Source organism: Ruania alba, from assembly GCF_900105765.1.
In the GTDB taxonomy this organism is placed as follows: Bacteria; Actinomycetota; Actinomycetes; order Actinomycetales; family Beutenbergiaceae; genus Ruania; species Ruania alba.
The window spans coordinates 2125857-2148394 of sequence record NZ_FNTX01000001.1 but is presented as its reverse complement, the minus strand read 5'-3'; the positions used below and the strand labels follow the sequence as shown (position 1 = coordinate 2148394).

At 65.7% G+C, this 22538-nt stretch carries 18 protein-coding genes; 7 read left to right on the top strand and 11 right to left on the bottom strand.

What is annotated here, in order from left to right:
- Nucleotides 1-9 precede the first annotated feature (9 nt).
- Both BLU77_RS09820 and BLU77_RS09815 read left to right on the top strand, forming a co-directional pair.
- Complete coding sequence (locus BLU77_RS09820; RefSeq protein ID WP_089772761.1) at nucleotides 10-1107, top strand: Gfo/Idh/MocA family protein; 1098 nt, start codon at nucleotides 10-12, stop codon at nucleotides 1105-1107.
- On the top strand, nucleotides 1104-2324 hold the full coding sequence (locus BLU77_RS09815) for an MGH1-like glycoside hydrolase domain-containing protein (RefSeq protein ID WP_175477017.1): 1221 nt from the start codon (nucleotides 1104-1106) through the stop codon (nucleotides 2322-2324). Before BLU77_RS09820 ends, BLU77_RS09815 begins: the two co-directional genes overlap by 4 nt.
- Nucleotides 2325-2378: 54 nt before the next feature.
- On the opposite strand, the gene BLU77_RS09810 is transcribed toward BLU77_RS09815, so the two are convergent.
- Nucleotides 2379-3470: an enolase C-terminal domain-like protein gene (locus tag BLU77_RS09810; protein WP_089773119.1), complete on the bottom strand. Its 1092-nt coding sequence runs from the start codon at nucleotides 3468-3470 to the stop codon at nucleotides 2379-2381.
- Nucleotides 3471-3690: 220 nt separating this feature from the next.
- Between BLU77_RS09810 and BLU77_RS09805 the strand changes: the two genes are divergently transcribed.
- On the top strand, nucleotides 3691-5724 hold the full coding sequence (locus BLU77_RS09805) for an alginate lyase family protein (protein ID WP_175477016.1): 2034 nt from the start codon (nucleotides 3691-3693) through the stop codon (nucleotides 5722-5724).
- A 5-nt stretch (nucleotides 5725-5729) separates the two neighbouring features.
- Here BLU77_RS09805 and BLU77_RS09800 read toward each other — a convergent pair whose 3' ends face one another.
- From BLU77_RS09800 to BLU77_RS09780, 5 genes are read right to left on the bottom strand one after another with little or no spacing between them, the layout of a single operon-like run.
- Entirely contained in the window at nucleotides 5730-6554 is an 825-nt protein-coding gene (locus tag BLU77_RS09800) for an amidohydrolase family protein (RefSeq protein ID WP_089772758.1), read from the bottom strand.
- A complete protein-coding gene (locus BLU77_RS09795; RefSeq protein ID WP_175477015.1) occupies nucleotides 6554-7447 on the bottom strand; it encodes an aldo/keto reductase in 894 nt (297 codons plus the stop codon). Before BLU77_RS09795 ends, BLU77_RS09800 begins: the two co-directional genes overlap by 1 nt.
- Entirely contained in the window at nucleotides 7444-10314 is a 2871-nt protein-coding gene (locus BLU77_RS09790; RefSeq protein WP_089772756.1) for a sulfatase-like hydrolase/transferase, read from the bottom strand. Before BLU77_RS09790 ends, BLU77_RS09795 begins: the two co-directional genes overlap by 4 nt.
- Nucleotides 10298-11215, bottom strand: a complete 918-nt coding sequence (locus tag BLU77_RS09785) for a carbohydrate ABC transporter permease (protein ID WP_089772755.1) — start codon at nucleotides 11213-11215, stop codon at nucleotides 10298-10300. Before BLU77_RS09785 ends, BLU77_RS09790 begins: the two co-directional genes overlap by 17 nt.
- Complete coding sequence (locus BLU77_RS09780) at nucleotides 11212-12201, bottom strand: carbohydrate ABC transporter permease (RefSeq protein ID WP_245708751.1); 990 nt, start codon at nucleotides 12199-12201, stop codon at nucleotides 11212-11214. The genes BLU77_RS09785 and BLU77_RS09780 overlap by 4 nt, the downstream gene beginning before the upstream one ends.
- A gap of 253 nt (nucleotides 12202-12454) precedes the next feature.
- Here BLU77_RS09780 and BLU77_RS09775 point away from each other — a divergent pair, with 253 nt between their 5' ends.
- From BLU77_RS09775 to BLU77_RS09765, 4 genes are read left to right on the top strand one after another with little or no spacing between them, the layout of a single operon-like run.
- Entirely contained in the window at nucleotides 12455-13804 is a 1350-nt protein-coding gene (locus BLU77_RS09775; RefSeq protein WP_089772754.1) for an ABC transporter substrate-binding protein, read from the top strand.
- An 11-nt stretch (nucleotides 13805-13815) separates the two neighbouring features.
- Nucleotides 13816-13956: a hypothetical protein gene (locus tag BLU77_RS22030; RefSeq protein ID WP_175477014.1), complete on the top strand. Its 141-nt coding sequence runs from the start codon at nucleotides 13816-13818 to the stop codon at nucleotides 13954-13956.
- Between the two features lie 9 nt (nucleotides 13957-13965).
- Nucleotides 13966-16128 carry a polysaccharide lyase 8 family protein gene (locus BLU77_RS09770; RefSeq protein WP_139177713.1) on the top strand — a complete coding sequence of 721 codons (2163 nt, stop codon included), beginning with the start codon at nucleotides 13966-13968 and terminating at the stop codon, nucleotides 16126-16128.
- A 38-nt stretch (nucleotides 16129-16166) separates the two neighbouring features.
- Nucleotides 16167-16880 (top strand): FadR/GntR family transcriptional regulator, encoded by a 714-nt coding sequence (locus tag BLU77_RS09765; protein WP_089772752.1) that lies wholly within the window; start codon nucleotides 16167-16169, stop codon nucleotides 16878-16880.
- 48 nt (nucleotides 16881-16928) lie between these two features.
- Here the strand turns inward: BLU77_RS09765 and BLU77_RS09760 are convergent, their stop codons facing one another.
- Genes BLU77_RS09760 through BLU77_RS09740 form a run of 5 tightly spaced genes read right to left on the bottom strand, consistent with a single transcriptional unit; the run spans nucleotide 16929 to nucleotide 22483 of the window.
- Entirely contained in the window at nucleotides 16929-18506 is a 1578-nt protein-coding gene (locus BLU77_RS09760) for an arylsulfatase (RefSeq protein ID WP_089772751.1), read from the bottom strand.
- Between the two features lie 59 nt (nucleotides 18507-18565).
- On the bottom strand, nucleotides 18566-19591 hold the full coding sequence (locus tag BLU77_RS09755; protein WP_089772750.1) for an ABC transporter ATP-binding protein: 1026 nt from the start codon (nucleotides 19589-19591) through the stop codon (nucleotides 18566-18568).
- Entirely contained in the window at nucleotides 19588-20649 is a 1062-nt protein-coding gene (locus BLU77_RS09750) for an ABC transporter ATP-binding protein (protein WP_089772749.1), read from the bottom strand. Before BLU77_RS09750 ends, BLU77_RS09755 begins: the two co-directional genes overlap by 4 nt.
- Before the next feature lie 2 nt (nucleotides 20650-20651).
- The gene (locus tag BLU77_RS09745) at nucleotides 20652-21539 is read right to left on the bottom strand and encodes an ABC transporter permease (RefSeq protein WP_217632394.1); all 888 of its coding nucleotides are present in this window, start codon (nucleotides 21537-21539) and stop codon (nucleotides 20652-20654) included.
- Nucleotides 21539-22483, bottom strand: a complete 945-nt coding sequence (locus BLU77_RS09740) for an ABC transporter permease (protein WP_217632393.1) — start codon at nucleotides 22481-22483, stop codon at nucleotides 21539-21541. Before BLU77_RS09740 ends, BLU77_RS09745 begins: the two co-directional genes overlap by 1 nt.
- Nucleotides 22484-22538 lie beyond the last annotated feature (55 nt).

Sequence of the window (22538 nt, the reverse complement as noted above, 5' to 3'; positions counted from 1 at the left end):
GGACCCTCCATGTCTCTGGGAATCGGGATCATCGGGTGCGGGGTCATCTCCCGCAAGTACTTCGACACGTTCGACCGCCTGGATGCGGCACATGTGGCCAGGGTGGCCGATCGTGACGACAGTCGTGCACGAAGCATCGCTGAGCAGCGCGGATACCGGGTGTCCTCGGTCGAGGATTTGCTCGGCGCCGACAACGTCGATGCGGTCGTGAACCTCACGACGCCGAACGCCCATGCCGCGATTGCCCATGCGGTGATCAACGCCGGCAAGGCGGTCTTCAACGAGAAGCCGCTCGCAGCGACAACGAGCGAGGGCCGCGACCTGGTGGCCGCCGCATCGTCGGCTGGGGTCCGGCTCGGATGTGCTCCGGACACGGTGCTCGGTACTGGCACGCAGACAGCGCGGAAGGCGGTGGACGACGGACTGATCGGAACGCCGGTCGCAGCGACGGCGACCATGGCCGGCCCTGGGCCAGATCGGTGGCATCCGAATCCGGAGTTCTACTTCGTCCCCGGTGGCGGCCCACTGTTCGATATGGGCCCCTACTACATCGCCGCCCTCGTGCACATGCTCGGACCGGTCGCCGAGGTGTTCGGTACCGGAACCCGTCCACGGCAGCACCGCACCATCAGCTCGGGCGACCGGGCCGGCGAGTCCTTCCCGGTGCAGGTCGATACCCACGTCACCGGCGGGCTGGTCCACGCATCGGGTGCCGTTTCCACCATCGTGATGAGCTTCGACACGGCTGCTTCGCACGCTGTCCCGATCGAGGTGCACGGCTTGGAGGGTTCGCTCACGCTGGGGCCGCCGAACAAGGTCGCCGAACCGGTGCAGCTGCGCCTGCTGGGTGAGAAGGAGTGGTCGGTTCTGCCTGAGTCGGCCGGCTTCCAGGACTGCGCCCGCGGATACGGAGTGGTCGACATGATGGCCACCCCGCCAGGGAACGAACCGCGTGCCGGAGGTGCCCTAGGTCTCCATGTGCTCGACGTGATGGAAACCCTGCTCCGGGCAGGCGACGAGAAGCGGACACTCACTGTGGACAGCACCTGCGAGCGGCCCGCGCTCGTGCCGCTCACCGAGGAGCTGGCCGAGGCAGTGCCCGCGTGAGTGCACCTGCCTCCGCATTGACCGACGATGCGCTCGCATCCCTCGATCGCATCATTCGGCCCGCAACTGGTGACCTGCGGCATCCGTTCGTCGAGTCGTCGGCGAGCTATGCCAACCAGCTCTGGGACTGGGACTCCTACTTCACCCTCCTGGCGCTGACCCGGCTCGGTGTTCCAGACGTTCCGGTCCGAGCGTGCGTGGAGAACTTTCTTGACGCACAAGGCGAAGACGGGCACGTGCCGTACCGGTTGCTCACTGATTCGACAGCGGTCCGCCATCCTCCCCACCTCTCACCCCGCTCCGGGCCGGGGACCCGGGGACCGGATGCCTTGTACAACCCCGCCAAGCCGATACTCGCGCAGATGGCTCTGCTCGACGAGGCGCTGGGGACAGGCGAGTGGCTGGCCGCAACAGCTCCGAAGCTGGATCGCTACCTGGAACATTGGTCCGCCACGCAGTTCACTGACTGGGGGCTGTATGCGTGGAGGACCCACAAGGGAGATGGACCCGACAATCATCCGGCGCTGTACGGCCGCCCACCGAACTCTGTGCTCGGGGCAGACCTGAATTCCTACTTCGTACGTGAGTTCCGGGCGATGGAACAGATCTGGCGCATGCTCGATCAGCCGGACCGGGCGACTTCCTATGCTGCGCGAGCCGATGCTCTCGCGGAGCGGATCAACGCTGTGCTCTGGGACCCGGTGGACGAGTTCTACTACCACCACGACGCACTCGGCCAGACACCACCGACAGCAACATTGCCGGTGACGTGGACCGTGCCGCTGAAATTCCGTACCTGGACCTCACTGATGCCCCTGTGGGCCGGCGTGGCCACTGCTGACTTGGCCGAACGGGCGGTTGAGGCTGCGGCTGAAGACGGAGGGTTGATCTGTGACTACGGCATCCGGACTGTGACTTCACGTGATCCGATCTACAACACTCGCGTGAGTGGCAATCCGTCGAACTGGCAGGGCCCGGTGTGGATCGTGGCCAACTACGTCGTCTTCGAAGGGCTGCTCTCCTACGGCTACCGCAGACTTGCCCGGCGAGTGGCTGACGGTTCTGCGGCGTTGCTGCATGAAGACCTACGCAGGAACGGCCACTGGCACGAGTACTACGACGCCGAGACCGGGCGGGCGGAGAGCAATCCAGGCTTCATCGGATGGAACCTGACGGCGCTCATCATGCACGCCATGCTGGACGAGAGGGCGGACTGACCCGGACGGCGTGACTGCTGTTCGCCGACGAGTGTTGGGATGAACGTCCTGGCGTCACGCGCGCGCCGACGCGACGGCGGCATTCTGTCGTGGCCGGTCGTCCCCGGTGGAGGAGTCGCTCCACCCGATGCCGGGCGTCTGCGGCGCGGCGACCGTGCCGTCAGCGCGGATCTCGCCACCGGTCTGGATCGGGTTGCCCCACACTAGGGCCTCATAGTAGGTCGTATTCGGGATCGCCATGCACAGGTGCTGGTGCGCGATTCCCATCCCGTGCACCTCGGCTTTGAGGAGAAATGACTCAGCCAGGTGGGCGATCCGCATTGCCCCGGTGATGCCTCCCTTGAAGGTGGCGCTCGTGCGGACGTACGTGGCGCACCCGGTGGCGACGAAATCCGCCATGTTCATGTGCGCGCCGTCGCTGGTCTCACCGACCAGCAGCGGTACCCCGACGGCGTCCGACAGCCAGCGATGTGCCGTCACGTTGAACTCACGCATCGGCTCCTCGTACCAGAGGTACCCGGCGTCGCCAAGCGCCTTGCCCAGGTACACCGCGTCGGGGAAACTGAAGCCCGCGGAGCCGTCGTACATCAGCTCCACGTCGTCGCCGACGTGCTCGCGCAGCCGCCGGCACAGGTCGGCGTCCCTACGGGCGTCGCCCCAGGCGTGCAACTTGATGGCACGAAAGCCCCGGTCCAGGCACTGGTCGGCGACGTCGAGATACTCCTCGACCGAGTCGTAGGTGATCGTACTGGCGTAGGCAGGAATGCTCTCCCGGAACGTGCCGAGCAGCCGGTGCACAGGGAGGTTCGCGGCCTTGCCGGCGAGATCCCAGAGCGCAAGGTCGAGCAGTCCGAAGGCGTAGATCGGGATCTCCTCGACACGGTCGAGCTCCCACATCCGGTGCCAAAGGTACTCCCGGCTGAGTGCATTCGCGCCGATCAGTTCCTCGCGTAGGCGGCGCTCGACGACGTCCTTGACGATGACGCCACGTCTGGTGTGTGCCTCACCGATCACACCGTCAGAGGTCCAGACGCGCAGAACCCCGCCGACGAGCCGCGGCTCCGATCCGGGAAGGCCCTGCCGCCACTGGAACAACGGTTCGGCGTCCAGGTCGACCAGGTCGACGGTGACATCTGTGATGCGCATCATTCGTAGCGTCTCTCGTCAGAGGGAGGAGGTGTCCGCACACCGGCCGATAGGGCCTTCCGCAAGCGAACACATCACCGGTACACGCTCGCCAGGTTATCAGACAACCCGGCGAACTGGCATCTAGGGTTATCGCTGTCGATATGCTGGTGACCAGACAACCGGAGGAATGTTGAGTGAGGCTGCTGTCCGCTGCGGATGGTGGGGATGGGAGGCGGTCGTGAGTCGCGACGAAATGAGGGATCCCGGGGCGGGCCCGCGCCTGAGCGACGCCGACTTCTTCGGTGGCTGCCTCGATGTGGCCCGGCCGAGCATGCGAGACGTGGCCTCCGCGGCCGACAGGCAGGACTTCGCGACCGCACGGCGGATCTTCGCCGTTGCAGTGCGAGGTGAACTCCAGCCCGAGAAGTACCTGGCCTTGCCGCGGCAACCGCTTCCCCCGACGGCACTCGCACCGGATGAGTCGATCGCCGGCGCCGCCGAACGGATCGTGAGAGGTGAGTTGATCTCCTGTTCTCGGCCGCATCCCTTTCCAGGCGAGATCGACTGGACCCTGGATCCGACGCCGGAGGGGTATCGCGAATGGACGATGCAACTCAATCGCCACCCCGAATGGTCCATCCTCGCGCTGCGCTATCGAGAGACGGGAGACGAACGCTTCGCGGACTCCTTCGTGCGCATGTTCCTCGGATGGGTACGGCGAGTGCTCGTTCCGATCGATCGACCGGGAAACGAGACCACTACCTGGCGGACCATCGAGGCAGGCATCCGGATGGGGGCACACTGGCCTACGGCGATCCACGCGTTCCTGGCTTCGCCGGTGCTGACCGACGATGTGCTCGTCGACTGGTGCAAGTCCGTCTGGGAACACGGCCGACGACTCTGGCGCAGTCACCGGGCGAGGAATTGGCTCATCATGGAGATGAACGGTCTCGCTCAGATCGGCATTCTGTACCCGATGCTCTCTCACGCGCAGCAGTGGCGTGAATACGCTCTGGAACGGCTCGCTGCTGAGCTTGAATGCCAAGTGCACCCGGACGGCGTCCACGGTGAACTCTCCACGAACTACCACCAAGTCGTCGTGCGCAACTACGAGCAGGTACGCGATGTCGCCGATGCTTATGGGGTGTCCTGGCCAGAGGTCTTCGATCCGTGGTTGGAGTCGATGCACTCTGTCAATCTCGGCCTGATGCAACCGGATGGCTCCCTACCCGATCTCAATGACGGACGTCAACGTCCGGTGGCTCCACTGCTGCATCGGGCGGTGGCGAGGTACCCGCATCGCGCGGATCTGCGATGGGCACACACCGAAGGCAGGGACGGGCGGCCACCAGCCTGGACATCGGTTGCCTTCCCCCATGCCGGCTACTACGTCATGCGCACCGGTTGGGGGCAAGAAGCGGTCTGGGGACTGTTCGATGGCGGACCGTTCGGACTCGCACACCAACACGAGGACAAGCTCAATCTGCTCGTGCATGCGTACGGCCAGCCGATGCTCGTCGAAGCGGGCAACTACGCCTACGACGCCTCACCGATGCGGACGTATGTCCGTTCCACACGGGCACACAACACGATCCGCGTGGACGGCCAGGATCAGAATCGGGCGCAGCACTTCGACCGGGATGCCGTGGATCTGCAGGTGACGTCGCGAGCTCAGTGGGCCTCGAGTGCTCGCGTGGACGCGGTCGAGGCCACGTACGACGAGGGCTACGGCACCAATGGGTCACCCACTGTTCGGCACACTCGCCGGGTGTTCCTCATCAAGGCCGGGTTCGAAACGCTGGGGCCCATGTTTCTCGTCGTAGACCGGCTCCTGCCCGAGGACGACGCGCTGCACACCTACGAGATCCTGTGGCACTTGCGCGGCCGGGTGCAGGCCGAGGGGCTGGTCGTGGCGGGCACCAGCCGAGGCACGGCACGCCTAGCTGTGGCATCATCCGCCGTCGACGGTATGACGGTGCGGGTCGTCGCCGGTCAGCGTGAGCCGGAGTGGCAGGGTTGGGTCTCCGTAGGGACTCATCAGCAGGGCGAGTACGCGCCGATTCCGACGGCCATCTACGACGTTGCCGCTGCAGGACCCCTTCGCGTGGTCACGGTGCTCTATCCCTCGCCCCCGGGCGCGCCATGCGCCGTCCGAGGAGTGTGCGCCTCGACCGACGTGGCGGACACTGCGGTCCAGATCGCGACCGCGACCGGAGAATGGCTGCGTCTCGACGAGGAGACTCTCTTGTCCGAACGGGCACTCCACTCATAGCCCGGTCAGGTGCTGGGGATGTAGAGAGTTCGTGCGGTCGCGTGCACCTGCCGCGCGTCGCCGGAAACCTCTGCAACCAGCGAGAGACCGCGTCGCCAGGCGGCGTCGTAGTCGCCAGTCAGCAGGCACAACGGATAATTCGAACCGACGAGTGTTCGGCAAGGTCCGAAGATGTCTCGCACGAGTTGGGCACTGCGGTCGAGTGCACCGTCCGCGAGAGTGCTGCGCTCGGCGTGCACCATGGGGCCGGACACCTTGCACACGAGGCGTTCGTGCTGGGCCAGCCTGCGGAGGTGCCGTTCCCAGTCCGTCAGGTCCCCGGTCGCCAGCGGAGGGTTGCCGGCGTGATCGAGCACGAGCGTGAGATCGGGACGTTGCCGGCTCATCCGCACAGCGGCGTCCAGCTGATCGCCTCGGGCAAGAATCTCGAACAGCAGGTCGCGTTCGGCTAGCTCACGTAGTCCCGCGAGCACGTCGGTGCGCATCAACCAGTCGGGGTCCGGTTCGCGTTGCAGCGAGTGCCGGATCCCGCGCAGCGATCCTGGCGTCGCCATCAGGGCGTCCAGCTGTGCGCCCACATCCGGCGCCGTCAGGTCGACCCATCCGACGACGGCGGCCACCGTCGGGTCGGCTGCGGCAACGGCAAGCATGCGCCGGGTCTCGGCCACTGTCGGAAGTGACGGCACGCTCACCAGCGCGGTCACCTCGGTCCCTGCCGCGTGATCGCGGAAGTCTGCCGCGGTGAACGGTCGCCGCACCGGACCTTGGTGCTCACCGCGTACCCAGTCTGGGTCCTCGACCAGGTGGACATGCGTGTCGAGCACGTGCATCACGACTGCGTCGCAAGGGCCGCCCAGAGCGCCTCCGGCACAGCGTGCTCGGCGCTCGCGGTGTTCGCACGCACCTGCTCAGCAGTATTGGCCCCGATGATCACCGAAGTCACGGCAGGATCGGTGAACGGGTACTGAATGGCTGCGGCCGGGAGCGAGACCCCGTGCGCGGCGCAGAGCTGCCGGATACGGCGTGCACGTTCGCGGATCTGCTGCGATGCGGGCGCGTAGTCGAACCTGGCGTCGGGGTCGTCGGGTTCGGCGAGCACTCCGGTGTTGAACACACCCGCGGCGGCCACGCCGATCCCGAGGTCATTGCAGCGGGGGAGGAGCCACTCGGAGGCACTGCGATCCAGCAGCGTCCATCGACCGGCCAGCAGGATCACCTCAAGCTGGTTCTCGCCGACGAACGGGCGCGCGTAGTCGTGGTGGTTGATGCCAATCCCGATGGCATCGGTCAGCCCTTCCTCACGCATGCGTTCCAACTCGCGGTAGGCCGCCACACCGCCGTCCTCGGTGTTCTGTGGGTCGTGCAGGAGCAGCCGATCCACTCGTTCCAGGTGCAACCGCTCCAGGCTCTCCTCGAGTGAACGCCGCACGCCCGAGGGTGTGTAGTCGCCGACGGCGGCTCTCACCCCGTCCGGTCCGGTGCGTAGCCGTCGGCCCACCTTTGTCGACACACGGATCTGAGATCGTGGGACCTCGGTCAGTGCCTCGCCCAGGACCGACTCGGCAGCGCCGGCGTTGTACAGGGGTGCGACGTCGAAGGTGCGGATCCCGCAGTCCAGCGCGGCGTGGATGGTCGCGTGAGCGACCTCAGGCTCGGACCGGGGTAGGCCCAGCCAGGCGCAACCCAGCTCAAGCCGGGAGACCTGGGCGCGGGTCGTCGTCATCGGCTTCCCTCTGGCTCCGATCGCCCGCTGAGCCCGCTCATCTGGGGAACGAGGCGCCACCGGTAGGAGTCTGCCGGCTCGGTGAGCGCGGCCCATGTGGTGCGGATGTCCAGATCGGCGTGCATCTCCTCGATCTCGGCCCGCACGCGAGCCGGGTCCCATCCGTCCAGCACGAGGGCGGTCAGCTCGGCGAGCGTCCCGGCTTGGGCGGGGTCATCGGACAGGTCGTGCACCTCGTGTGGATCGGCCTCGAGATCGAACAGCTGCACGGGCTGACCGTCGTAGTAGGCGAGCTTGTACCGGCCACAGCGGACCATCCGCTGGATCGCTCCGTCGTCGGTGCAGTACTCCGAGTAGACCGTGTCCGGGACGTCTTCCGGTGCCTGACCCGTCAGGAGGCCGAGGAGTGAGCGTCCGTCGGCATTCGGCAGCGCTGGTGCGCCGGTGGCGGCCAGGACGGTGGCGGTCAGGTCGACCCCTCCGGCCGGTGCCCGGTGCACTGTGCCGGCCGGGATACGACCGGGCCAGGAGGCCAGGCACGGGACTTTCGCCGACTCGTCGTAGAAGGTCTGTTTCCACCACAGCTCGCGGTTGCCGAGGTGGTCCCCGTGGTCGGAGGTGTAGACGACGATCGTGTCTTGCGTCAGGCCCTCCTCCTCGAGCGTGTCCAGCACCTGTCCGATCATCACGTCCATGCGGTAGGTCAGCGCGTAGAACGCCGTACGGGCGCGGATCGCCTCCTCCTCGCAGACATCGGTGATCGCGGTCTGCTCCCGCCACCGCTGGTGGTGGGGGTGATCGGGCCGGACCTGGATCGGTGCCGCCCCCACCTTTCCCTCGAAGCGGGCGTAGTCCTCCGGGTCAGCCACGTACGGCTGGTGCGGCAGCATGTAGCCGACCGAGAGAGCGAACGGCTGATCGTCCCCTGCCCGCCGTCGGGCACCGAACTCGCGCAGGCTCTCCATGGCTGAGATCGTCACGTCCGTATCATGCTGCTGGTACGGGTGTCGCCCGGGGCCGGACCGGTCCACGCTGACCCGGGTCGGTCCGGCCGTGCCCATGAGGACGCCGAGGTCGGAAAGCTTGCCGCCGGGGTGATTGGGGGAGTGGTCACCCACCGTCCGCTCGGAGAAACCGAGCAACTGATCGGTGCCGATCGAGTGCAACCGGCCGACCAGCCGGGTGCGGTATCCGGCTGCCCCGAGAGCCTGCGGCCACGTCGCGATCGAGCCGGGAAGCGGGTGATCGTTCGTCCAGACGTGGTTGCGGTGCGGATGGCGTCCGCTGAGCATCGACATCCGGGACGGCACGCAGATCGGCGACGGGCAGTAGACATCGGTCAACTGGGCACCGCTCGCGGCCAGGCGATCGAGGTTCGGTGTCTCGGCCACCGGATCGCCGGCGCAGCCCAGCACGGTGCTCGTGTGCTGGTCGGACATCAGATAGAGCACGTTCGGTGGGCGCAACGTCGATTCTCCTCGGCGGTGGGGTGGGCGGTCAGTCGGTGAGCAGGAACGAGCGGGCATCGGCGTGCGCGGGGAGGCTACGGGCCCGTTCAGCAGTGGGTCGTCCGTGCTGACCATCCACTCACGCAGCATCGCGCGGAGCCGGTCGAGCGTGGCGCTGTGCTCGGGATCACCAGCCAGGTTCGTGAGTTCGAGTGGGTCGGTGTGCAGATCGAACAGTTCGATCGGTGGCGGGGCCTCGGCCAGTCGCTGATCGATCAGAGTGGAACGGGGACGCCAGGACTGGGTGGACCTCTGTGCGTGGCTGGAACACCGGTCGAAGTGCACGATCAGCTTGTGCCGGTCCGTGCGGATGCAGCGTTGCGGGTCGTAGAAGTCATGGAAGGTGAGCTCTCCGGCGATGGCATGGCGTGGTTCCCACGTCTGGCCCGAGAGCGCGGCGGTGAGGCTACGGCCATGTATGGCGTCCGGGATGTCCGTGCCGACCGCCTCCAGCAGTGTGGGAACCACGTCGACATTGCTCACCAGGCCCAGTACTGTGCGCCCACCGGTCCAGTTCAGGGCAGGGGCGCGCCAGATCAGTACCGTCTCCAGTCCGGAATCGCGCAAGGTGCCCTTGGCGCCGGGGAGGGCGAGCCCGTGATCCGTCGTGAACACCACGATCGTGCGCTCGGCGAGGCCCGTGTTCTTCAGGGTCTCGAGTATCCGTCCGATCGCCTGATCCGCATAGCGCACAGCGCCCTGCAGCTCGGCCATCTCGGTGCGCGTCCCGTCATCGTCTTGCAGATATCCGGGGATCGTGACACCGAGACTCTTGTCGGAATCGATGTATCCGCCGGTGAACCCCATGGCATCGCCCGGCTGCGGCTCTTGAAGGCGATGCGGTTCGAGCAGCCCTGCCTGCAGGTAGAACGGATGGGCGGGATCGGCCGCCCGTTCGGTGAGTATGTCGATCGTGGCGTCGGCGACCAACTCCGCGCGGCGGTCGTAGTGCGTGCCGCCGAGTGTGTCGACATGGTCGAAGCTCAGCTGGTCCGCGATCTCCGCGTCCGGAACTCGCTTCGACTCGTGGTGGATACCTGTGAGAGCGGTGTAGTAGCCGGCGTCTCGGAGGAGGGAGGCGAGGTGTTCTTCTTCGGCTCGTAGGTCCCACCCCTTGTGAGTCAGTCCCATGACGCCGGTGGCGTGCGGGTAGCGGCCCGTGAACAACGAGGCTCGTGAGGGGCTGCACTGCGGCGCCGTGCAGAAGGCGTCGGTGAACTGCACGCCGTCGGCCGCCAGGGCATCGATGGCCGGGGTCTGTACCGTTTCTACGCCAGCCGCACCGACGAATCTGCCGAGGTCGTGGCAGTGGAGCAGCAGGATGTTCAGTGGGTCGGTGTGGTCAGCCCTTGACGGCACCGGCGATCCCTTCGATGAAGTAGCGCTGCATGAATAGGAACACGATGATGATCGGCACGACCGAGATCACTGCGCCGGCGGCCAGGCCGGTCCAATCGATACTGTTCTCACCGAAGAAGGAGTACATCCCGACGCCGGTGGTTCGTAATTCTGGTGCGCCGAGGGTGAAGACGAGCGGGATGAGGAATGCCTGCCAGGCGCCGATGAAGTTAAAGATGAACACTGTCGCGCTCACGGGCATGGCGAGCGGGAGCATGATCTTCAGGAAGATTCTCCAGTAACCAGCACCATCGACGATCGCTGACTCCTCCAGCTCCTTGGGAATCTGCGAGAAGTAGCCCATGTACAGCAAGATGGCGACGACGCCCACCGATCCGGTCTCGGCGAGCACTACACCGAAGAGTGTGTTGTTCAGGCCCAGCAGGTTCACCAGGATGAACACCGGAAGGATCGTGTACCCCTTCGGGAGGAACATGGTGACCACGAGAACCCCGACCACGAGCTTCTTGCCAGGCATCGCACCGCGGCCGAGGGCGTAGCCGGCGAGAGCAGCCATAGCGACTGTCAGTCCGGCTGCCCCGACCGCCACCACGATGGAGTTGATCGTGTACTGGCCGAAGTTCGCCGTGTCCCAGGCGCGGATGAAGTTCTCCAAGGTCGCGTTCTCCGGGACGATGGAAAGGCCATTGGTGAAGACTTCACTGGCTGGCTTGAACGCGGTGGAGACCATCCACACGAAGGGGTAGGTCCACGCGAGGCAGATGGCGATGAGGACCACGTGGGTGGGTAGCAGGCGGAGCGAGCGCTTCCAACTGGACCTGCGGCCTGGGCGCGGCGCTGGGGCCAGGGAAGTGCCAAAAGGAGGAGCGGATGGACGCGTGGTGTCGGTCAGTGTGTTCATCGGACACTCTCCTTCGGTGTGACCTGCCCTGAGTCTCGCCGGCGGCGGCGAATAAGGAACATGGGAATCGTGCTGAGCAGCATCACGGCGAGCCCGAACAGGATTCCGACTGCGGATGCGAAGCCGAAGCGCGGCACCCCGTCTGGGTCGAAGGCGTAGCGGAAGATGTAGGTCTGGACGATATCGGTGGAGAAGTTCGGCCCTCCGTCGGTCATGACCTTCACGATGTCGAAGGCGTTCAAGCTGGTGACGAACGTCAGCAGGAGGATGACAATCCCGATCGGGGCGATGAGCGGCACGGTGATGCGGAAGAACTGTTGGCGCCGGTTTGCACCGTCGATGCGGGCTGCCTCATAGAGGTCGCCCGGAACCGTCTGGAGTGCTGCGAGCCAGTAGATGATCGTGATGCCGATGCCCTTCCACATGTCGATCACGAGCACCGTCGGAAGAGCCAGGTGGCGGCTCCCCAGGAAGTTGATCGGCCGGTCCAGGAATTCCCTGCTCAGCAGGAGTTCGTTGATCGGACCGCCGGAGGGGTTGAGGAGGATCGCGAACACGACGCCGACGACCGCGGTGGTGGTGACCACTGGCAGGAAGAGCAGGATTCGGTAGATGTTGCGCCCACGGAGCGCGCTGTTGTTGAGGACCACAGCCACGATCAACGCGAGAGGGAGCTGGACGAAGATCGCGAAGATCGCGAAGATCCCGGTGTTCTTGAAGGCGTTCCAGAAGTATGGATCGCTGAACGCGCTGGAGAAGTTGCGCAGCCCCACGAAATTCTCGAGCGGGCCGAAGCCTGACCAGTCGAACAAGGAGTAGACCCAGCTCGCGACCATCGGCCACAGGGTGAACCCGAAGAACATCACCACCATCGGACCCAGGAAGACGTAGTGCCACTTGTACTTCCACAGCCGCGCACCGAGCCGCGGAGCGTGTCGCGGCCCCAGGTGGGGCGGCCGCTGTTGCGTAGAGGACGCTGTCGTCACGTGGAGGGGCCTCTCATTCGTCGGTGAGCGGAGGGCGCGACCGCACGTGGTGGCGCCTGCCTGATGTCACGTTAACGGGTGACCGGACAACTTGCAATGAGAGGTCGATATCGTCGTGCGGGCTGCGCGGCTCGTTGTCGGTGCTGTCGCCGACCGACGGGTCTGGCGGGTTGACACCGCCGCCGATCATCCGGATGATGGGTCATCAGACAACCTGGCAAGCAGAAGCGTCTTGGTCGAGGAGGACCCATCCATGTCACGTTCGATTGAATCACCACGCCAAGGCGGCACGCTGAGTCGGCGTTCGTTGCTGCACGGCACCGGAGCGCTCGGGACTGCGGGTTTGCTGGCCGCCTGCGGGGGTGGCGGCGAAGGCGGCGGGACGAGTACCGGCGGCGGTGGCAACGGTGGCGGTGGCAAGACCGCTGTGAAGGTCTGGACCGTGCCTGAAGGGCCCTCTGACGAGCAGTTCCAGCGGGAGCAGTTCGACATCTTCATGGAGAACAACCCGGACATCGAGGTCGAACTGCAGTTCTTTGCCGGTGACGCGTACGGCAACGCGATGCAGCTGGCATACACCGGGGGCGCTGAGGATGCACCCGATGTCTTTCGACAGTCCGGTGCTGGCAATCTGCTGCTGCGTGATCTCGTGAGCCGGGGGTGGATCCAGCCTCTGGATGAGTTCGTCACCGACGACTTCAGCAGTCGGTTTCCGGACTGGGTCATGGACCCCGCCAGGAGTCCACTGTACGTCGACGGGGAACTCTACGGTGTGCCGCGACCTGACCCGCGCGTCCAGGCACTGCGGCCCATGTTCTACAACATCGACATCCTGGAAGACTTCGGGTATTCCGCGCCGCCTACAACATGGTCGGAATACCGGGAGATGGCGGAGCGGATCACCACGGACGGCGACCAGGCCGTCTACGGCACCGTCGGGAAGAACTTCCTGGTGCTGCAGCGCTTCGCCGGCCCGCATCCTCACGGTGGGGACAACCAGCCGGCGATCAGTCTGGTCGACGGAGAGCCGATGACGGCGGACTCGTCGTTCGCGGACGTGGTGGAGTTCGGACAAGCCATGCAGCGCGACGGTGTCTTCACCCCGGGATGGGAGTCCTGGGGTGGGACCGACGCCATCCAGCAGATGGCAGCCGGGCGGCTGGCGATGTACATGTACCCGATCTTCCACGCCAACGAGATCCGCAACGCCAACCCCGACATCAACCTCGGGATAGCAGCTCCGCCGATGCCTGATGACGGTATGGCTGGAACGCTCAAACCCAACAACAACGTGATGGGCTTCTGGTTCATGAACTCCGAGACCGAGGTCTCCGAAGCCGCGTGGCGAGTTCTCGACTTCTTCGGATCGGTGGAGTTCCAGCAGGCGGCGTTCCAGTCGGAACGTCAGATCTCGCTCATGCCCGCCGTCTACGACGGGATCGACGTCGATCCGGACACCGAGGCGTTCCGCTCCATCGCGGAGGAGATCGTTCGGATACACCCCGACCCATTCCTCGTGGACCCGGCCGCTGAGGAGTTCTACCGGCAGCTGGTGGAGAAGGGAGAACGTCCGTTTGCCAACGGCATCCTCGGGGTGCGTTGACGGACCCGAACGTGGACTACGAGGCGCAGGCCGCGGCGCATGACGAGCATCTTCAGGAACTGATCGACGCCACCCTCGAAGAAGGCATCATCGACTCCATGGAGCCCTTCATCAACCCCGACTGGGATCCGCTCGTCGATTACGAGATGTAGGAGAGCCAGGTGCCACCATTGCGACCTGCGGACGGCAGAACCCTGGCCGCCGTCGGCACCCGGTGGGCTGAGATGTCCATCGGGCCGAGATCACTCGATCGCGCGTCGACCACCATTGCGAGCGCGTTGGGCGGCATGGCCACCGAGGCGAACCGCTGGTGGGCTGGAATGCGGGCGAGCCCTCGCGGGCTCTGGGAGGACCTGCCGTTCTCCGTGGACTCCGATCGGGTTCGATCGGCGCGCATCACGAGTACCTACCAGCGCCTCGAACGGTTGGCGCTGGCCTACGCCACCCCGGCCAGCCCGCTCGGTGGAGAGCCGCGCCTGCTCGCTGACGTCATCGATGGCCTCGACTGGATGCATCGTCATGTCTACAACGCCGAGGCTGACGGGGCGGGGAACTGGTTCGACTGGGTGATCGGCGCACCACTGGCGCTGAATTCGACCACGATGCTCCTGCGGAACGACCTCGGTCCAGAGCGGGTGGAGCGGTACATGAATGCTGTGGAGCGGTTCGCTCCTGCGCCCAGCCGCACCGGGGCGAACCGCGCCTGGATCTGTGCTGTGGTGGTAGGGCGAAGTCTCCTCCTAGGAGACGAGTCGCACTTGCAGGGGCTCTACCGTGAGTTGCATCCGGTCCTGGACACCGTCGATTCCGGCGATGGATTCCACCACGATGGCTCGTTCATCCAGCACCACCGGTTCGCGTACACCGGCGGCTACGGTCGAGCGCTGCTACTCACGGTGGCGAGGCTGGTCTACGTGCTGCAGGGGAGCCCGTGGCAGTTGCCCGATTCTCTTGGACAGCTCCTGGCGGAGAGATGTCGGACGACGTTCGAACCATGGATCTTCCGAGGTTCCCTGATCGGAGCGGTCCGCGGCCGCAACATCGCCCGGCGCAACCAGCAAGACCGGGCCTCCGGTGCTGATGTGCTCCGCGGCATGCTGTGGGCAGCCGAGGCGGCACCAGATGACGCTGCGCGCGACCTTCGTGCGGCGGTGAAGGGGTCGCTCGTCTGGCACGCCGATGAACTCCTCACGTGGAGTTACGGCGGCCCTGTTCCTGGCAACGACATCGGCACCATCGCGCGAACTGAAGCGCTGCTTGCCGAGGACCAACTCCCGGCACGAAACCCGTGGGCGGGCACCCATCAGTTCCGGGCCATGGACCGGATGGTGCACCACCGGCCGGGTTTCGCTTTCGCCGTGGCGATGTCGTCGTCCCGGATTGCACGGTATGAGTCGATCAACCGCGAGAACCTCCGCGGGTGGCACACCGGCTCCGGGATGACCCAGCTATATGACAGTGATCTCTGGCAGTACGACGACCACTTCTGGGCCCTGGTCGATCCTCGGCGAATCCCGGGAACCACTGTTGCCATTCGGTCCCTTCCGGAGGCCCACGAGGCCGGAGAGGTAGCCACGAACGACTGGGCCGGCGGGACAGCGATCGGCGACGTCGGCGCCACCGGAATGGTGGTCGATGGCGGGCCAGGTGGGACCACAGCAGTGAAATCGTGGTTCACCCTGACTGATGTCATCGTGGCCCTCGGCGCCGGGATTCGGTCCGACAGCGGGCGACCTGTGGAGACGATCGTCGAGAATCGCAAGCTGACTGCAGGGCGCGGTGAACTCCTCGTCGACGGGCACGCTCTTGGGGACGGGCTCCAGCGGTTTACCAACGCGACGTGGGCGCATCTGTCGGACGGACAGAGCCACCAGGTCGGCTATGTCTTTCCGACCGGCGCCCGTCTGCGAGTCGAGCAGGGCACTCGGACAGGCCGGTGGTCGGACATCAACCAGCACCCGTCGATGGCCGATCACGAGGTCATCGAGCGTTCCTTTGTGACACTTTCCGTGGAGCATGGCATCGATCCGAACGACGATCAGTACGCCTATGTGCTTCTCCCGGGGGCGAGCGCCGCGGACGTGCGGGAGTTCGTGAGCCGGCCATCGATCGAGATCCTCGCCACTACGTCCGGTGTCCAGGCCGTTGCCGCCGGCAGTACCCAGGCCGTCAACGTATTCAGACGCGGCACATTCGGTATCGGCGGGCGGGACTATGCCGGGCCGATCAGTGCCGTCCGTATCGCGGGTGAACACGGTGAACGTGTCGCCACGATCGATCCCACGTGGCGCGACGGCTCAGCAACGTCAACGGAACCGACATAGGACGCGCAATTGATCCGGTCACCAGGTAACATCGCGACATGACGTTCCAACCCGTAGCACCAGCCCAGAGCCGATCGCAGCAGATCATGGCCCAGATCGAGTCCCAGATTCGCTCGGGTGCGATCAAGGTCGGGGAGAAGCTCGCCACCGAGAAGGAGCTCTCCGAGCAGTTCGGCGTGAGTCGCAGCGTGGTGCGCGAGGCCATCAAGTTGCTCGAGGCGATGGGCCTGGTGGTCTCCCGGCAGGGGAGTGGCAGCTACGTCCGCAACGACACCGGCACCGCCGTCTCCCGGTTGCTCTCGCTGTCGGTTTCCCCGAACGACCGTGGGGTCCAGGACCTCTTCGAGTTCCGCGAAGGGCTCGAACTGCTGTCGGCGCGTTGGGCCGCCGAACGGCGCCAGTCCGAGGACCTGGACGAGATCCGCACCCGCCTGGAGGAGAACCGCACGGCGGCCCGCGGGCACGACGCCGAGGGCTTCACGGTCAGTGACTGGCAGTTCCACTCCCGCATCGCCGAGGCCACCGGCAATCAATACCTCACCGTGGTCCTCAGCGCGGTTCGGGAGATGCAGCATGACGTCGTTGCCATGATGAGCTCGGACATCGGCTCGATGGAACGCGCGATCGGTGAGCACGAGCGGATCGTCGACGCGCTCGAACGTGGCGACGCCGCCGAGGCGGAGGAAGCCGCTCGCGCCCACATCGCCTCCACCCGCAAGAACATCGAGGAGATGCTGCACCGGGAGAGGTGAGCTCCGCCGTCGGGTGTGGCATGGCACACCGCACTGTGAGGCCCGCGGTTACCGTGGGGCCTTGGTCTCGAGAGAAGTCCATGGCAGGACACCACATCGCTCCGCCCACTCGTCGTAGGTGGTGGTCATGGTGGTGACACGTTGCGGTTCGTGATCGGCGAGGTCGCGGGTCTCGGTGCGGTCATCCGCGATGTTGTAGAGCTCCCAGGGCGCTCCATGTTCGGCGACAAGCTTCCAGTCGCCGGCGCGCACGGCGCGATTGCCTTCGTGCTCCCAGATGATCGGCTGCTCCCTGGACCAGGACTTGCCGTCGAAGACGCGGGTGAAGCTCTCTCCGGCCATCGGCGTCGTCTTGTGCTCGTTGTACTCGTCTGGGTAGTGGACCCCGGCTGCATCCAGGCAGCTGGCATAGATGTCGACGAGGTGGGTTGGTTCGTGCACGATTGACGGTTCGCTGATCCGATCCGGCCAGGAGACGATGCACGGGGTGGAGATGCCGCCCTCGTGGACCCAGCGCTTGAAACGCCTGAAGGGTGTATTGCTGGCGTGTGCCCAGGAGGCGTCGTAGCTCATGAAGGTGTCAGCCGGACCGGGACGCAGGCCGGCGATGTTGCCGATGCGCATGGGGCGTCCATCGCCGGTGGGAGTGCTGTACTTCGACTTCTCCGAGGGGATCGGTTCGGCGCAGCCACCGTTGTCGGAGAGGAAGATGATCAGCGTGTTGTCCTCCTGCCCGTGCCGGGCCAGTGTGTCAAGAACACGTCCGATGCCGCGATCCATTGATTCGATCTGGGCGGCGTATGCGGCCATCCGTGCGGCTTCCCAGTCGATATCGACCGCATCCGACCACGGCCGGGCGGCAGGGTCCTGCGGGACCTGCCAGCGTCGATCGATCAGTCCCAGGGCGGTCAACCTCTCGTGGCGGGCGCTGCGAATGGCGTCCCAGCCCTGACGGTAGTGACCCTCGTATCGTGTGATGTCCTCATCATGGGCGTGCAGGGGCCAGTGAGGTGCGGTGTAGGACAGGTACAGGAAGAAGGGCTGATCGTCCTGGCTCGCCAGGTCGACCATCTCGACGGCTTCAGCGCTGATCTCGTCGGTGAGGTAGAAGCCGGATGCTGGCGGTTCGATGAACTCGTCGTCTCGCATGAGCGTGCGCGGGTAGTAGTAACTGGCCGCGCCGGACATGATGCCGTAGAAGCGGTCGAAGCCCCGCTGGCGCGGCGTCGGGTATCCCGCTTCTCCAGGCTTCCAGGTGGCGGAGTCCAGAAGGTCGTAGTCGCCGCCGACGTGCCACTTGCCTGACATCAGCGTGGTATAGCCGTCGGCACGCAACGCCTCCGCCAGGGTGACGCACTGGTCGTTGAGGTACCCCTGGTAGGCCGGATAGCCGAGGTCCGTGACCATGTGCCCGATGCCGGCTTGGTGCGGATGCAGCCCGGTAAGCAGCGATGCGCGGGACGGGCAGCACCGTGCGGCGGTGTACATCTGCGTGAACCGAAGCCCCTTGCCGCCGAGACGATCAAGGTTGGGGGTATGGATCTCTGAGCCGAAGCACCCCAGGTCGGAAAAGCCCATGTCGTCGGCGAGGATCACGATGATGTTCGGCCGGTCGAGGTGTGTCATCCGTCAAGCTGCTCCTTGTCACTGGGCATAGTCCTAGCAGGCCGCGATGCTGCCGGCCGTCACGCGTAGGTCTCGGGAAAGTGGCAGGCGACCGGGTGCCCACCCCGTGCGGGCGCGACCAGCGCTGGCGGTTCGTCGGCGCACCGATCGACTGCCTTGGGGCATCGGGTCCGGAACGGGCATCCGGACGGCGGATCCGACGGGCTCGGCAGATCGCCCGTGAGGGGGGCGGCTCGCTTGTTCCGTGCGGCCAGGCTGGGGGAGGGGGCCGCTTGCTGCAGCGCCCTGGTGTACGGATGCTGCGGTCGTTCATAGATCTGCGAGCGGTCGCCGATCTCGACGATCCTCCCGAGGTACATGACCGCCACCCGGTGCGAGATGTGGCGGACGACCGCGAGGTCATGCGAGATGAACAGGTACGTCAACCCGAGCTCGGTCTGCAGCTCCTGGAGCAGGTTGACGATCTGGGCCTGGATCGAGACATCTAGGCTCGAGACGGGCTCGTCCAGGATGAGCAGCTTCGGTCGCAGCGCGAGCGCTCGAGCGATCCCCACCCGCTGGCGTTGGCCGCCGGAGAACTCCCGCGGATAACGATCTGCGTAGTCGCGCGACAAGCCGACCATGTCCAGGAGCTCGGCGACGCGTGCTCGTGTCGCTGCCGCGGTGAAGCCGTGGATGCGCAAGGGCTGGCCGATGATGGAGCGGATCGTTTTGCGTGGATTCAGCGAGGAGTACGGATCCTGGAAGACCAGCTGGACATCGCGACGCCATGCCTTCTGCTCGGCGCCTCGCAGTCCGGTGACGTCGCGACCGTCGAAGAGGATCCGGCCGTCCGTCGGCGTGTGCAGCCCGACGAGCAGCCGGGCTACCGTCGACTTTCCGCAGCCGGACTCTCCGACGAGTCCGAGGGTCTCACCCTGGTGCAGGTCGAGGTTGATGTCCGTCACGGCCTGCACCCGCTCGGAATTGCGGCCGAACAGCCCGCCGCGCAGCGAGAAGTGCTTCGACAGTCCGGAGATTCGGAGCACCGGCTCTGGCTCATCCGCCAGTGTCGTCGCCGACAGCATCGGTTCGGTTCCCGTCATGCCATTTCTCCTCTCGTGCCGGCGGTTGGCTCGCCCGCCAGGCTGATCCCCAACTCACCTTCGATGGTGTGGACGTAGCCGGCGACCTCGGCGCTGAAATGGCACCGGGCCAGGTGTCCGTCGTCGATCTCAAGCAGGTCGGGAGCCTCGATGCGGCACCGTTCCCGGCTACTGGCAAGGGGGCACCGTGGGTGGAAGGCGCACCCGGGCGGTCGCGCCGACAGTGTCGGCGGCTGGCCAGGGATGGGGACCAGATGCTCAGCGCGGGCTTCGACGCGCGGCACACTGGCCAGCAGACCGACCGTGTAGGGGTGGTGTGGTTCTCGGAACAGTCGTTCCAGCGGGGCTTGCTCGACGATCCGGCCGGAGTACATGACCGCCGCGCGGTCGACGTACTGGGCGACGATGCCTAGGTCGTGGGTGATCAAGATGGTGGCGGCGCCGGTCTCTTGCTTGGCGGCCTCGAGCACATCGAGCACCTGCGCCTGGATCGTCACGTCGAGCGCCGTCGTCGGTTCGTCGGCGATCAGTACCTTCGGCTGGTTTGCGATCGCGATCGCGATCATCACACGCTGGCGCATGCCGCCGGAGAACTCGTGCGGATACTGGTCCACCCGGGTCTGTGGACTCGGCACCCCGACCAGTCGCAGCAGATCGACCACGCGGCCGCGCGCGGCCCGGCGGCTGACCTTCGGATCGTGGGTCCAGATCGCTTCGCCGATCTGCCAGCCGATGGTCCGCACCGGGTTCAAGGAGGTCATCGGATCTTGGAAAACGACGCCGACGTCTCTGCCCCGAACACGCTGCAGCTGCCGTTTGGGCAGCCGCAGCAGATCCCTGCCGTCGAGCAGTACCTCGCCCGAGACAACGGTGTTGCGCGCAGGAAGCAGCCCCAACGCGGACATCATCGTCACGCTCTTGCCGGAGCCGGACTCACCGACGAGGCCGAGGGTCTCACCGGGGCGTAGCTCGAGGTCGATGCCGTCGACGGCACGGAGCATGCCGTCCGGCGTACGGAACTCAGTGACGAGATTGCGGATCGAGAGGACAGCGTCCATGGTCAGTTCCTCCCACGCTGTGGATCGAGCACCTCGCGGAGTGCATCGGACAGGAAATTCAGAGCGATCAGCAGCACCGCGAGCACCAGACCGGGGAAGAATCCGAACCAGGGCGCCTCCCGGAGGAACCCGCGGCCCTCGTCGAGCATCGAACCCCACGAGGCATCCGGTGGCTGGGTGCCGAGCCCGAGGAAGGACAGTGCGCTCTCCATCAGAATGGCGAATCCCATCGAGACACTCACCTGCACCAGCACCGGTGCCAGGCAGTTCGGGAGTACGTCGCCGAACGCGATGCGCCAGCCCGACGCGCCGCTCACCTTCGCCGCCTGGACATACTCGAGCTGGCGTTCGCGCAGCGCCTGAGAGCGCACCAGCCGGGCAAAGATCGGGACGTTGATGATGGCGACCGCCCATATCACTGAGCTCAGGCTCGGGCCCGCAATGGCCACCACGAGAACCCCCAGCAAGATGCCCGGGTAGGCCAGCACCACATCCCAGGCGCGGCCGGTCACCTGGTCAACCCACCCGCCGAAGTACCCGGAGATCAGACCGGCGATGGTGCCGATCGTCGCGCCGACGCCGACTGACACGAGCCCGACGATCAGGGAGACCCGGGTCCCGTGTACCAGCCGGCTGAAGATGTCCCGGCCGAACTGGTCGGTACCGAGAATGAACTCTCCGCCCGGAGGCGCCAGCCGCGGCCCGATCTGCGCCTCGGGGGCGAACGATGTGATCAGCGGCGCCGCGAGGGCGGTCGCGACGAGGAGCCCGACGACCACGAGACCGAAGGCACCCGTGGGTTTGCGTAGCAATCGGCGGAACGCCCCCTGCGGTTTGCGCTTCGGCGCGGGCGCCATGGTGCGGGTGGTCTGCACGGCTTGAGCTGTCATCAGGTGCTCCGTCCGGTCAAGAGGCGAACGCGCGGGTCGACAGCGCCATACAACAGATCGACGATCAGGTTGATCACCACGAAGATGACCACCAGCAGGAGCATGACGCCCTGGACGACGCTGTAGTCGCGGTTGCTGATCGAGTCGACCAGTAACCGTCCGATGCCGGGCCAGGCGAAGACCGTCTCGATGACGATCGAGCCGCCGAGCAACCTGCCGAACTGGATGCCAAGGATCGTCAGTACCGGGATCAGCGCATTGCGCAGCACGTGTTGCGTCACGACGAGATGCGGACGTACCCCCTTGGCTTCGGCGGTACGGATGTAGTCCTCACCGAAGACCTCGAGCATCGACGAACGCATGAACCGTGCCAGGACGGCCGCCGTGTTCACCGACAGTGCCAGCGCTGGCAGCAGGATGAAGCTGGCTGCCTGCAACGGATCCTCGGCGAACGAGACGTAGCCGCCCGGAGGAAGAATCCCCAGGTAAAGCGCGCCGCCCAGGATCAGCAGAATGCCGACCCAGAACTCCGGCACGGCGATACTCACCGCACTGGTCGAGGAGATCATCCAGTCGATGGGGCGACTCTCGAACACCGCCGCGAGTACCCCGCCCAGAAAGCCCAGCACAACTGAGATCAGCAGCGCGGCCACTGCCAACTGGACGGTGGCTGGCAGCCGAGATGCGATGAGCTCGCTGACTGCAAGGTTGGAGATGTAGGAAGTGCCGAAGTCTCCGGTGAACACGTTGCCGAGCCAGACGAAGAACTGATTCCACAGTGGCTCGTCGAGGCCCAAATTCGTCCGCACCGAAGCCACCGCCTCTGGCGTCGCATCCGGCCCGGCGATGACCAGCGCAGGATCGCCGGGAACTAGATGGACGATGAGGAAGATCCCGATGCTGGAGATGAGCAGGACCGGTAGCGCCTGGATGGCGCGTTGCACGATGTACCTGGTCACCTGGGGTACCTCCCAGCCTCTCTCGCTGTGACCCTCCGCG

Excerpts from the sequence above, each read along its gene's own strand:
- BLU77_RS09745 (WP_217632394.1), bottom strand. The coding sequence starts at position 21,539 with ATGACAGCTCAAGCCGTGCAGACCACCCGCACCATGGCGCCCGCGCCG.
- BLU77_RS09795 (WP_175477015.1), bottom strand. The coding sequence starts at position 7,447 with ATGACGACGACCCGCGCCCAGGTCTCCCGGCTTGAGCTGGGTTGCGCC.
- BLU77_RS09820 (WP_089772761.1), top strand. The coding sequence starts at position 10 with ATGTCTCTGGGAATCGGGATCATCGGGTGCGGGGTCATCTCCCGCAAG.
- BLU77_RS09765 (WP_089772752.1), top strand. The coding sequence starts at position 16,167 with ATGACGTTCCAACCCGTAGCACCAGCCCAGAGCCGATCGCAGCAGATC.
- BLU77_RS09785 (WP_089772755.1), bottom strand. The coding sequence starts at position 11,215 with ATGAACACACTGACCGACACCACGCGTCCATCCGCTCCTCCTTTTGGC.
- BLU77_RS09810 (WP_089773119.1), bottom strand. The coding sequence starts at position 3,470 with ATGCGCATCACAGATGTCACCGTCGACCTGGTCGACCTGGACGCCGAA.
- BLU77_RS09775 (WP_089772754.1), top strand. The coding sequence starts at position 12,455 with ATGTCACGTTCGATTGAATCACCACGCCAAGGCGGCACGCTGAGTCGG.
- BLU77_RS09750 (WP_089772749.1), bottom strand. The coding sequence starts at position 20,649 with ATGGACGCTGTCCTCTCGATCCGCAATCTCGTCACTGAGTTCCGTACG.
- BLU77_RS09755 (WP_089772750.1), bottom strand. The coding sequence starts at position 19,591 with ATGACGGGAACCGAACCGATGCTGTCGGCGACGACACTGGCGGATGAG.
- BLU77_RS09800 (WP_089772758.1), bottom strand. The coding sequence starts at position 6,554 with ATGCACGTGCTCGACACGCATGTCCACCTGGTCGAGGACCCAGACTGG.
- BLU77_RS09760 (WP_089772751.1), bottom strand. The coding sequence starts at position 18,506 with ATGACACACCTCGACCGGCCGAACATCATCGTGATCCTCGCCGACGAC.